At 69.5% G+C, this 11,881-nt stretch carries 10 protein-coding genes; 5 read left to right on the top strand and 5 right to left on the bottom strand.

Going from position 1 to position 11,881, the window contains the following annotated elements; all coding sequences use genetic code 11:
• From VGW35_22045 to VGW35_22030, 4 genes are all read left to right on the top strand, one after another.
• A partial coding sequence (locus VGW35_22045; GenBank protein ID HEV8310355.1) for an efflux RND transporter permease subunit occupies positions 1-2,179 on the top strand: 2,179 nt, incomplete at its 5' end.
• Between the two features lie 65 nt (positions 2,180-2,244).
• Positions 2,245-3,522: an extracellular solute-binding protein gene (locus tag VGW35_22040; GenBank protein HEV8310354.1), complete on the top strand. Its 1,278-nt coding sequence runs from the start codon at positions 2,245-2,247 to the stop codon at positions 3,520-3,522.
• Positions 3,523-3,530: 8 nt separating this feature from the next.
• On the top strand, positions 3,531-4,463 hold the full coding sequence (locus tag VGW35_22035) for a sugar ABC transporter permease (GenBank protein ID HEV8310353.1): 933 nt from the start codon (positions 3,531-3,533) through the stop codon (positions 4,461-4,463).
• Positions 4,463-5,308 (top strand): carbohydrate ABC transporter permease, encoded by an 846-nt coding sequence (locus tag VGW35_22030; GenBank protein HEV8310352.1) that lies wholly within the window; start codon positions 4,463-4,465, stop codon positions 5,306-5,308. Before VGW35_22035 ends, VGW35_22030 begins: the two co-directional genes overlap by 1 nt.
• A gap of 84 nt (positions 5,309-5,392) precedes the next feature.
• On the opposite strand, the gene VGW35_22025 is transcribed toward VGW35_22030, so the two are convergent.
• The 3 genes from VGW35_22025 to VGW35_22015 are packed head-to-tail and all read right to left on the bottom strand — an operon-like array spanning position 5,393 to position 7,735.
• Positions 5,393-7,081 (bottom strand): amidohydrolase family protein, encoded by a 1,689-nt coding sequence (locus VGW35_22025; GenBank protein HEV8310351.1) that lies wholly within the window; start codon positions 7,079-7,081, stop codon positions 5,393-5,395.
• Positions 7,078-7,278 (bottom strand): Rdx family protein, encoded by a 201-nt coding sequence (locus VGW35_22020; protein HEV8310350.1) that lies wholly within the window; start codon positions 7,276-7,278, stop codon positions 7,078-7,080. Before VGW35_22020 ends, VGW35_22025 begins: the two co-directional genes overlap by 4 nt.
• A gap of 43 nt (positions 7,279-7,321) precedes the next feature.
• Positions 7,322-7,735 (bottom strand): hypothetical protein, encoded by a 414-nt coding sequence (locus VGW35_22015; protein ID HEV8310349.1) that lies wholly within the window; start codon positions 7,733-7,735, stop codon positions 7,322-7,324.
• Between the two features lie 173 nt (positions 7,736-7,908).
• On the opposite strand from VGW35_22015, the gene pepE reads away from it, so the two are divergent.
• Positions 7,909-8,601 carry a dipeptidase PepE gene (gene pepE / locus VGW35_22010; protein HEV8310348.1) on the top strand — a complete coding sequence of 231 codons (693 nt, stop codon included), beginning with the start codon at positions 7,909-7,911 and terminating at the stop codon, positions 8,599-8,601.
• A 66-nt stretch (positions 8,602-8,667) separates the two neighbouring features.
• On the opposite strand, the gene VGW35_22005 is transcribed toward pepE, so the two are convergent.
• A complete protein-coding gene (locus VGW35_22005) occupies positions 8,668-11,646 on the bottom strand; it encodes an ATP-dependent DNA helicase (GenBank protein HEV8310347.1) in 2,979 nt (992 codons plus the stop codon).
• Between the two features lie 7 nt (positions 11,647-11,653).
• Positions 11,654-11,857, bottom strand: a complete 204-nt coding sequence (locus VGW35_22000) for a DUF2283 domain-containing protein (GenBank protein HEV8310346.1) — start codon at positions 11,855-11,857, stop codon at positions 11,654-11,656.
• Between the last annotated feature and the right edge of the window lie 24 nt (positions 11,858-11,881).

Raw genomic sequence — 11,881 nt, 5'->3', positions numbered from 1 at the left:
CCTGTGGCACGAGGCCCTCCAGGGCTCGGCCCTCGCCTTCCTCGTCATCCTGATCTTCCTGCGCTCGCTCACCTCGACCCTCATCATCTCGATCGCCATCCCCCTCTCGATCCTGCTCTCGTTCATCGTCATGTACTTCCTGGGCCAGACGCTCAACGTCTTCACGCTGGGCGGCCTCGCCCTGGCGGTCGGCCGGCTCGTGGACGACTCGATCGTCGAGCTCGAGAACATCAACCGGCACCTGAACATCCCGGACACGCCGCGGCGCCAGGCCGTCCTCGACGCCGCCCGCGAGGTGGCGATGCCGATCTTCTCGGCGACGATCACGACGATCATCGTCTTCGTGCCGACGGTGTTCCTCGAGGGCCAGATCAGGCTCCTCTTCATCCCGCTCACGTTCACGATCTCGATCTCGCTCTTCGCCTCCTTCCTCGTCTCGCGAACCGTGACGCCGCTCCTGGCCCTCGGGCTCATCACGCCGGAGAGGCCGATCGACCCAGCGTCCCGGTCGGCGCGGGATCGCCTGTTCCGCCTCTCCCAGCGCTTCTTCACATGGATCGAGGAGCGCTATCAGCGAGTGATCGAGTGGGCGCTCGCACACCGGCGCCGGGTCGTGGGCGGGATCGCGGCCGCGTTCGTGGCCAGCCTCTTCCTGGTCACGGCGCCCGCCTTCGGCCTCAAGCCGCTCATCGGCACGGAGTTCTTTCCCCCGTCGGACGAGGCGCAGTTCCGGGTCAACCTCAAGGCGCCGGTGGGGACGCGGGTCGAAGAGACCGAGCGGATCGTGAGAGCCATGGAGTCGATCATCAAAGCGGAGCTGCGGCCGGAGGAACTGGTCTCGGTGGTCTCGAACGTCGGCATCCCGCAGGGGCAGTCGGCGGTCTTCACCACCAATACGGGCCCGCACAGCGCCAGCGTCCAGGTCTACCTGTCGACCGCCGACCAGCGCCAGCGGAGCGACGGGGAGATCATGCGGGCGCTCCGGCCGCGGTTCGCCGGGAAGTTCCCCGGCACGACGTATCGCTTCGTTCCCGGCGGGCTGGTGGCCCGGACCATCAACTTCGGATCCGAGACGGCGCTCGAGGTGGAGGTCCTGGGCTACGACCTCGGCGCGGCGGCCGCCGTCTCGCGCGAGGTCGCCCGCCTCATGGAGTCGACCGACGGCGTCACCGACGTCACGACCAGTCGCGACGCGAACTATCCACAGTTCGAGATCACCGTGGATCGCGAGAAGGCGGCCGCCGCCGGCCTCGTCCAGCGAGGGATCGCGGAGGCCGTCCTCTTCTCGCTCAACTCCAACGTGAGCGTCAACCCGTCGATCTTCACCGACCCACAGTCGGGCAACCAGTACAACGTCGTCGTCCAGCTCGACGAGCCGTATCGGCAGACGCCGGAGGATCTGGGGCGGATCTTCGTGACCACGGATGACAACCGTCCCGTCCTCCTCTCCACCGTCGCGGACATCAGGCAATCGGCGGGTCCGGTGGAGATCGAGCGCAAGTACCAGCAGCGCCTCGTGCGCATCGCCGCCAACGCCGTCGGGCGCGATCTCGGGTCGATCTCGCAGGAGCTCGAGGGGAAGTTCCGCCAGCTCCCGCTGCCGGCGGGCTTCTCCATCCGCCTCGGCGGGCAGACCGAGCAGCAGCGCGAGTCCTTCGCGAGCCTCTCCTTCACCTCGCTTCTCGCGGTCATTCTGGTGTACATGGTGCTCGCCTCGCAGTTCAGGTCGCTGAAGGACCCGTTCACGATCATGTTCTCGGTGCCCATGGGGCTCATCGGCGTGTTCTGGGCGCTCTACCTCACGAACACGACGCTCTCCGCGACGTCGTTCATGGGCATCATCATGATGGTCGGGATCGTCGTCTCCAATGGCGTGCTCCTCGTGGAGTACATCAACGAGCGCCGCCGCCGCGGCGAGCCCCTGCGCGTCGCGGTCCCGCGGGCCGGACGGATCCGCCTGCGCCCGATCTTGATGACGGTCCTCACGACCGTGGTCGGCCTCCTGCCGATGGCGCTCGCCTTCGGTGTGGGCACGGAGGCGAACCAGCCGCTGGCCATCGCGGTGATCGGCGGGCTGCTCGTCTCGACGTTCTTCACGCTCGTCCTGATCCCCACCCTCTACGTGACGTTCGAGGAGTGGTTTCCCCGCACGCTCAGCGAGCCTGAGGAGAGGGCCTGAGCCGCGGCGCGCCTTGACAGTCGGCGCGCGTTGTCTACACTCGCTTGACCGTGAAAGGAGGAGTCATGGAATCGATCGGCCGTCGTCGTTTCCTCGGGACCACCGCCGGTGGAGGCCTCGCCGGCATCCTCGCCGCGCGCGTGCCCCCGGCACGGGGCCAGCAGCGCGAGATCTCATACCTCTGCTGGAACAACTTCGCCCCTGCGATGGACAAGAAGCAGAACGACATCGCCCAGCGCTTTACCCGGGACACCGGGATCAAGCTTCGGATCGACTACATCGCCCATCCCCAGCAGCCGGCGAAGTACGCCGCGGAGGTCCAGACCCAGGCCGGCCACGACCTCGTCGAGATGCGGATGCACTTCCCCTGGCTCTACGAGCCGCAGCTCACTGACGTGTCGGACCTCGTGGCGGAGCTGGAGAAGAAGCACGGCAAGACGCTGTCCTCCGGGTACGAGGCCGCCCACGTGAACGGCGTCTGGCGCGCCGTGCCGATGTACCACGGGCTCTTCGTGCCCACGTATCGCGAGGATCTCTTCAAGCAGGCGGGGCTCAAAGTCCCCGACACCTGGGAAGAGCTCTACACGGTCGGCAAGGAACTGAAGAAGATGGGGCATCCGGTCGGGATCCCCATCAGCCAGAACTACGACTCGATCTCGACGGCGGGGCCGGTCCTCTGGTCCTTCGGCGGTACGGAGGTCGACCGCGACGGCAGGACGGTGCGGATCAACTCGCCCGCGACCGAGCAGCTGGTCGAATGGTACAAGAAGATGTACCGGGACTGCATGGAGCCCGAGGTGCTCTCCTGGAGCGACGCGAGCAACAACGAGTCGCTCCAGCAGGGCAAGGCCGGCTGGATCCACAATCCGGTGAGCGCCTACATCGTCGCCAAGCAGCGGAAGCTGCCGACGGCCGACCTCATCAACCATCATCGGAGCCTGGGCGGGCCCGGCGGGCGCCACGAGACCGACGTGCCGCGTTCCATTGGCATCTGGAAGTTCTCGAAACACGTCGAGCCGGCCAAGGAGTGGGTCCGCTACCTGCTCGGCAAGCGGGAGGTCTACGACGAGTGGGTCATGTCGGCGGACGCCTTCAACCTGCCGATCTACGAGAGGCTCCAGGACCATCCGGTGCTCAGGACGGATCCCAAGTACGCGGCCCTCGGGGCTCCGGGGGTCCAGTACCATCTCTACGGCTGGCCGGCGCCGCCGACCGACAAGATCCAGCTCATCACCAACTCGTTCATCGTCCCCAACATGCTCGCCAAGGCGGTGACGGGCACGCCCAACAAGGAAGCCATCGCCTGGGCCGAGACCGAGATGAAGAAGATCATGGCGGGGTAGCGACGCGCGTGGCTGTCGGCAACATCGCCGTCACGGTGCGGCTGCCGCTCCGGGTGCGGGTCCGGGAACTGCTCGACCGCGAGCAAGTCCTGGGCCCGCTCTTCGTCACGCCCGCCCTCTTCCTGCTCGTGCTGCTGGTCGCGTACCCCTTCTGCATGGCGCTCTACTTCGCCGTGTCGAACGCCTTCATCGGCCGTCCGAGCCACTTCGTCGGGCTCCGCAACTTCGTCAACCTCTGGCAGAGCGACGCGTTCCGGCAGACCTTTCAGAACGCCTTCGTCTTCACGGGCTCGGCGGTCGCCCTCAAGCTCGTCCTGGGCATCTCCCTCGCCGTGCTGCTGAACCAGCAGCTCTGGTTCAAGCGGGCGATCCGCGGCGCCGTCCTGCTCCCGTGGGTCATCCCGACCGCGCTCTCAACGCTCGGCTGGTGGTGGATGTTCAACTCGCTCTACAGCGTGGTGAACTGGACCGGCATCCACCTGGGCGTCATGGACCCGCCCGGTCCGAACTGGCTGGGTCAGAAATACTACGCCATGACCGCGGTGGTGGTCGTGAACGTCTGGCGTGGCCTGCCGTTCTTCGCCATCACCATCCTGGCCGGGCTGGTCTCGATCCCCCGGGAGCTGTACGAGGCGGCCGAGGCGGATGGGGCCGGCCCGGTGGCGCGTTTCTGGCACGTGACCCTGCCCCTGCTCAGCCCGGTGCTGGCCATCGTCGTGTTGTTCTCGACCATCTTCACGTTCAGCGACTTCAACATCGTCTACGTGCTGACCCACGGCGGGCCCATCAACTCCACCCACCTCTTCGCCACCCTCGCCCGCCAGGTCGGGCTGGAGTCCGGGCAGATCGGCCAGGGCGCGGCGATCTCGCTCTACCTCTTCCCGGTCCTGGTGTTCGTGGTGTGGGTCCACCTGAGGTTCGTGCGGCGGCAGGCCTACTGATGGCGGTCCGGCGGCGCCCGTTGCTGACGAAGATCGCCCTGCACCTGGGACTGGTGCCGTTCCTCGTCTTCGCGCTGTTCCCCTTCTACCACATGACGCTGACCTCCCTGAAGACCGACCGCGAGCTCTATGATCGCCACTCGGTGCCGCTCCTGATCCGCCAGGGGGTGACCTTCGAGCACTACGCGAAGCTGCTCTGGGAGACCGCCTTCCTCACCTGGACCAAGAACAGCGTGCTCATCACCGTACTCGCCACGACCATCTCGGTCCTGATCGGCACCGTCGCCGCCTACGCCCTGGCCCGGCTCAAGTTCTTCGGCGTCGAGACGTTCGGGACCGGCATCTTCATCACCTATCTGGTGCCGACCTCTCTGCTCTTCCTCCCGCTGGCCCAGGTGGTGCACTGGCTCGGGCTGGCCGACTCCAAGTGGGCCCTGGTGGTGACGTACCCGACCTTCCTGGTCCCGTTCTGCACGTGGCTCCTGATGGGGTACTTCCGGACGGTGCCGAAGGAAGTCGAGGAGTGCGCGATGGTCGACGGCGCCACCCGGATCCAGGCTCTGCTCCGCATCGTGCTGCCCATCGCGGTGCCGGGCCTGGTCTGCGCCATCCTGTTCGCCTTCACGCTCTCCTGGAACGAGTTCATCTACGCGCTGACCTTCACGTCGTCCTCGGAGGAGATCACGGCCAGCGTGGGGGTGACCAGCGAGCTGATCCGCGGCGACATCTACTTCTGGGGCTCGCTCATGGCCGGCGCCGTGCTCGGCTCGGTGCCGATCGTCGTCCTCTACGTCTTCTTCCTCGACTACTACGTCTCGGGCCTCACCGCCGGCGCCGTGAAGTAGCGGATCGTCGCCGGGTCGCGCCCCAGCCGGGCCGCCGCCGCCTTCGGAACCGTGAAGCGAGCCCGGGACATGTGGAGCGGCCCGTCAGGCCGGGCGGAGGACGCGCCCCGGGCCGGGACCGGCGCCGGCCTCCGGCAGCCGCCCCTCGCGGATCACCGCCCGGCCGTTGACGAACGACCAGACGATGCCGGTCGCCCGCTGTACGAGCCGAGGCCCGCCGTCCGGGAGGTCGTGGACCAGCTCGGGCGGGTGATCGGCGATCGTGGCCGGGTCGAAGGCGACGAGGTCGGCGGCCAGCCCGGGGGCGAGGCGCCCGCGGTCCGGGAGGCCGAACACGTCCGCCGGCATCGAGGTGATCCGCCGCACGGCCTCCTCGAGCGCGAGCGCCTGGCGCTCCCGCACCCAGTGCCCCAGGAGCCGGCTCGTCTGACCCGCCTCGCAGAAGAGGGTGAGATGGGCCCCCGCGTCGGAGAGGCCGAGCAGCGTGTGCGGGTGCGTGAAGATCTCGGCCACCGCCGCCGCGTCGGTGTTGACGATCGCGACCGTGAACTGGGTCTTGAGGTCGTCGTCGAGCGCGAGATCGAAGAAGGCGTCGACGATCTCCTTCCCCATCGTCCGGGCGACCGCCGCCACCGTCCGGCCCACGAAGTGGCCGAACGCCGGCGAGCGGACCGCGTGGACGCGCAACGGGGAGGCGTCTCCGGTGAAGAGGGCCGACCGGCCGACGGTCGCGCGGAACTCGTCGCGGAACCCGGAATCGCGAAAGAGCGTCCGCCAGTCGCTGACCGGCGTCTCCAGCACGCGCCGCCACACGGGGAACCGATAAAAGACGAAGGGGCCGGTGAGGTCGAACGTCGCGGTGAGGGGCGAGCAGGTGCCCTGGGGATAGACACGCAGCCCTTCCCGGTGAAGCGCCTCGATGCGGGCCAGGACCTGGCGGTGCTCGTCGGGGCGCAGGGGGTTGTGGCGGATCGAGACCGGGGTGATCGGCCGGCCGCCCGCCCGGGCCAGCTCGGCGAAGCGGTCGACCTCCGCGACCCGGTCGGCGCGCGTCCCTCCGATGGTCAGCTCCAGGATGCCGCGGCCGGTCTCGCCCATGGTCGCCACCAGCCGCGTCAGCTCCCGCTCCTCGGCGAGCCGGCTCGGCACCGGTCGGCCGCGGTCGCCGACGTGGTTCGTGTTGGCGGACGACGAGAGGCCCAGGGCGCCCGCCGCCATCGCCTCGCGGACGACCGCCGCCATCCGTTCGATCTCGTCGTCGGAGGCGGCGCGCTCCCACCCGGCGTCGCCCATCACGTATTGCCGAATCGCCGAGTGGCCGAGGAGCGCGCCCACGTTCACCCACAGCCCGCTACGCTCGAGCACGTCCAGGTACTCGTCAAAGCCCTCGAAGTCCCAGCGGATGCCCTTCTGCATCGCTCCCAGCGACATGCCCTCGACGTACTGGAGCATGCGCATCATGGTCTCGCGATCCCCGGCCCGGCAGGGGGCGATCGTGAAGCCGCAGTTCCCCGTCACGAGGGTGGTGATCCCGTGCCACGACGAGCACGACGCCAGGGGGTCCCAGGTGAGCTGGGCGTCGTAGTGCGTGTGGGGGTCGATGAAGCCGGGGGTGACGACGAGCCCGCCGGCGTCGATCTCCCACCGGCCGCGGTCTTCGACGACGCCCAGCCCGGCGATCCGGTCGCCGTTCACCGCGAGGTCGCCCCGACGGGCGGGGGCCCCGGTGCCGTCCACCAGGAGACCGCCGCGGATCACGAGGTCATGGGTCATGCCGAGCCTCCTTCTATCGAGCGGATGCGGGCGAGGATCGCCTCGTCACTCGGGAGCTCGCCGTCCCGCTTCCGGCCGTAGACGAGTCGGCCGTCCACGTAGACGTCGAAGGCCTGGAACCCGCCGACCCGGATCCGGGGACGCACTCCCAGCGTCTGCTCGATCGATGTGGCCAGGCGCCCGGCCCGGGCGCGCAAGTCCCGTCAGATGAGTCAGCGCCGGATCTCGATGTGCATGAGCCTAGGCGGCCCCCAGCGCCTTGGCAGCCCGGTTGACGTCTCTCGGCTTCACCCACAGGAGCACGCCGAAGCGCCCGCCGCCGGCACAGACGGCGTCCGTCGCCGTCACGTTGACCTTGGCGGCGGCCAGCTTGCCCAGGATGTCGGCCACGACCCCCGGGCGATCGTCGCCCTCGACCAGGAAGGCGACCTTCGGTCCGGTCACCTTCCACTTCGCCTTCCGGGCGGCCGCCCGGAACGCCGCCGGGTCTTCCGGCACGAAGTCGAGCTGGGCGCGCTTGCCGGCCGGGAACCCCGAGAACGCGAGGAGGTTCACTCCGGCCTCTTTCAGGGTGTCGAGCGCCCGGGCCCCCTCGCCGGGCTTGTCGGGGGACATGACGTAGAAGTACTGCACCCGTCGGACCGTCTCGGCCATCGCACCCTCCCTGCGCACGCCCGGCCCCGCGGCGTGCAGCGCGCACGTCTCCCTCGAGCGAAAGCGTCGATCCCGCCGTCACCGTAAGGTAGGCGGCGCCCGAGCGTCAAGGGGGAGGCGGCGGACCGCCGCGGGCCCGACCGCTCGCCATACCGTGTGGTATCCTCGCGCTCGTGCGCGTGCTCCTGATCAGCAACTCCGGTCGGCCTTTCCTGGAGCATTGCCGGGGAGCGATCGCCGTCTTCCTCGGGTCGGCCCGGCGCCTGGCCTTCGTGACCGCGGCCTCCCTCAAGGACGAGGAGTCGTATCACGCGCTGGCGCGGGCGGCTCTCGAGCCGGAGCCCACCGGGCTCATCGTCGACCACCTCCGCTGGGATCGCGACCCCCTGCCCACCCTGGCCCGGGCCGAGGCGGTCTTCGTGGGCGGCGGGAACACCTACGCGCTCCTCGAGCGGCTCTCCGGGTCGGGGCTTGTCTCGGCGATCCGCGAGCGCGTCCGGGCCGGGCTTCCGTACATCGGGTCGAGCGCCGGCGCCAACGTCGCCGGCCCGAACATCCTGACGACCAACGACTGGAACGTCGTCGGGTTCACCGCCTTCGAGGCATTGAGCCTGGTCCCCTTCAACATCAATCCGCACTACAAGGAAACCGATCCGGCCATGGCCCCGGGGAGCGAGACCCGGGACGAGCGGATCGGGGAGTACCTGCTGGTGCGCGACAATCCCGTGGTGGGCATCGAGGAAGGGACACTCCTGCGCGTCGAGGACGACGCGGCGACCGTCCTCGGCACCGGGCGGGTCAAGCTGTTTCTCCGGGGGCGCCCGCCCCGCTGGTTCCAGGCCGGCGAGCCGCTCGCATTCGCCTGAGCACCCGCCGACCTGCGCGAACGAGTCCCGGTGGCCCCGGGCGTCGTGGCGATCCCCCTCCGCGAGCTATGCGCGACTGGCCGTGTAGGGACAGATCTGGTTGTAGGCGCAGTAGCGGCAGGCCTGGAAGGAGGGCTTCGCCGCGAAGTGGCGGGCGCGGATGCCGGCCGCGGCGGTCCTGACGGCGTCGGCGGCCTCGCCAGCGTCCTCGTCGGAGGGCACGGCGCGACCCACCACCCCGGACTCGAGGAACCGTAGCTCCACTCGGGCCGGTAGGCGCCCGACCATCTCCCGCCAGGCCAGCGCGTAGAGCTTGAGCTGGAGGCTCTCGGCCGCCCGCACCTCCGCCCGCTCCAGCTCGCGGACGTCCGAGGACTTGTAGTCGATGATGACCGCGGCTCCGTCGGCCTCGTCCACGCGATCCCAGCGGCCGCGTACCCGGTCGGGGCCCAGGGCGAAGCCGAACTCGCGCTCCACGTGGGTCGGCTTCGCCCCGGACGCCTCCTCCTCGTGCCAGAAGCGCGTCAGCGCCGCCCGCCCGGCCTGCTTGCGGGCCGCTTCGTGGGCCCAGGTGAGGAAGCCCTCGTTGCGCCACTCCCGCTCGAAGACGACGAGGAGGTCCTCCAGGGGCGTGTAGAGCCCGGCCGCGCGACGTCGCAAGTAGTGCTCGACGGCGCGGTGGAGGGTCTCGCCGTAGACCACCGCGTGGTGGCGCCGGATCGGCACACGGAGCACGTGGATGTAGCGGTACTTGAGCGGACAGGTCTCGTAGTCGTCGACCTGCCGGTGGGAGAGCTCGAGGGGAGCGTCGGGGGGAAGGGGCGGCTCCTCGGCCAGGGCCGGATCGGCGTACTGCGGGGGGGCGGCCGCCCGCCGCAGCTCCTCCAGGGCCGTGTTCCGAAACGGCCGGGCCGCATCGCGCCCGAGGTCCAGCGCCTCCAGGACGAACTGGCTCACCTTGCGCTCCCGCCTCCCCCCGTAGTCGCGGGCCGACGTCAGGAAGAGGGCGCGCCTGGCGCGGGTCATGGCCACGTAGAAGAGCCTGCGCTCGTCCTGGATGTGGAAGTCGCCCGCGGGAAGCACGTCCTTGACCAGCACGTCCGGGAGCTCCAGGACGTCGGCCCGGCTGGGCCACGGGAACCGACCCTGGACGAGCCCGACCACGAAGACCACGGGAAACTCGAGCCCCTTGGCCTTGTGGACGGTCAGGAGGCGGACGGCCGGCACGTCGGCCTCGGCCTCCGCGACCGCCGGGTCCTCCCCGGCCTCGATGAGCGCATCGAGGTGGTTCACGAACTCCCGGACCCGGTCCGACCGGAGCACGGCCGCCGCCTCCCCGATGCGCCGGAAGAACCTGGCGACGTTCTGGACCTCGGCCTCCTCTCGGGCGCCCGCGGCCTTCGACATCCGCGCGAGCCACCCCGAGTCCTCGAGGAAGCGATACAGCAGCTCACCCGCCGAGAGCTCGCCAGCCAGCGTCATGTAGCGCTCGAGGTCCTTGACGAGCCGTCCGATCGCCTCCAGGCCCTCGGGCGAGAGACCGTCCCGCACCTCGCCGAGGCCGTCGAGCCCCCGCAGGACGTCGAAGAGCCAGCGGTGCCGCCGGTCGGCGTAGGTGCCGCAGCGGGTCAGGTCCACCGCCGGCACGCCGTAGAGGAGAGAGGCGGCGAGGTGAAAGAGACTCACCGCGTCGTCGGGATGGGCCACCACCCGGAGGAACGCGATGAGGAGCCGGACCTCGGGGCGGCCGTAGAGTCCCTGGTTTCCGGAGAAGGTCCAGGGGATGCCGCGCATGTTGAGGGACCGGAGGAAGGCATCGGCGTCGTTGTTGGACCGGACCAGGATGGCGAAGTCTTCGTAGCGCGCCGCCCCCGCCGCCACCTCGGCCTCGATGGCCGCCGCCACGTGGTCGGCTTCCTGGGTCACCGTCTCGAAGTGGAGGTGGACGGGGTCGGATCCGTCTCCGACCGCGGAGACCAGGCGCTTGTCGATCCCCTCGGCGACCTCCAGGCGATCGGGGTTGTTGTGCCCGATGAGCCGGTAGGCGGCGTCGAGGAGCCGTTGCCCGGAGCGGTAGCTCGCGGTGAGCACCACGCGGCGGGCGTCCGGGTAGGCGCGGTCGAAGCCGAGGATGTTGCTCATGGAGGCGCCCCGGAAGCGGAAGATGGCCTGGTCGTCGTCACCGACGACCGTCACGTTCCGGTGGCGGGCGGCCAGCAGCTTCACCAGCTCGAACTGGGCATAGTTGGTGTCCTGGAATTCGTCGACCAGGATGTACCGGAACCGACGCTGGTAGCGAGCCAGGACATAGGGCCGCTCCCGGCACAGGCGCAGCGCGTAGACGATCTGATCCCCGAAGTCGACGAACCCCTCGCGAGCCATCAGCGTCTGGTAGGTGGCGTAGGCCCGGGCCAGCTCGAGGTCGCGCGCAGCCCGGTCGCGCCGCTCGGCGTCGTCCGGCCCGCTCGGGGCGGCGCCCCCGGCGGCCTCGGTGGCCAGCGCTTCCGCGTACGCCAGGTACGCCTCGGGTGAGACGTCCTCGTCCTTGGCGCGGCCGAAGAGCGCGAGGAGCGCGTGGAGGTGTCGGGTGGGGTCGCCGAGGGGGCGGTAGTGGGCGAGGGGCAGCTCGAAGAGGCGGTCGCGCAGGAAGATCACCTGCTCGGCCCGGTTCAGGACCCGGAAGGCCGGCGTCAGCCCCACCTCGAGCGCGTTTTCCCGGAGGAGCCAGTCGCCGAAGGCGTGAAAGGTCGAGATGCGGACGTCGGCGTAGCCGTAGGGGACCAGCACGTCGACGCGCTCCTCCATCTCGAGCGCCGCCTTGTCGGTAAACGTGAGCGCGAGGATCTCCTCGGGACGGGCGTGCCGGGTGGCGATCAGATAGGCGATGCGCCGGGCCAGAACGGTGGTCTTGCCCGTTCCGGCGCCAGCCACGATGAGGAGCGGCCCCTGGTCGTGGGTGACCCCGGCGACCTGGGCCGCGTTGAGCCCCTCGAGGATCCGCGCCGCCGCGGGCTCGACGCCGGGATCCACGCCCCGCTGGCTCATCCCCAGCTCAGCCCTGCGCGCCTAGCGTCAGCGTGACCGACCGGGGCTCTTGTACACGCTTCGAGGCCTCGAGAACCTCTACGGATACGAGGTTTCCCGCCTGGTCGTAATCCAGGATCACGCCGGGCTTGTCTTCGTCACTCTCGGCAACCGGTGCGTCCCGAAAGATGACCGTAAGGGTATCCGTGGCCTCGTCGTAGGTGACCTTCATGACTGTCTCCAGTACTTCTCGATC

The organism is Candidatus Methylomirabilota bacterium (assembly GCA_036005065.1).
Lineage (GTDB): Bacteria > Methylomirabilota > Methylomirabilia > Rokubacteriales > DASRDR01 > DASYQW01.
Note: the sequence above shows the minus strand (reverse complement) of the source record. Positions and strands in the feature narration are given on the sequence as shown.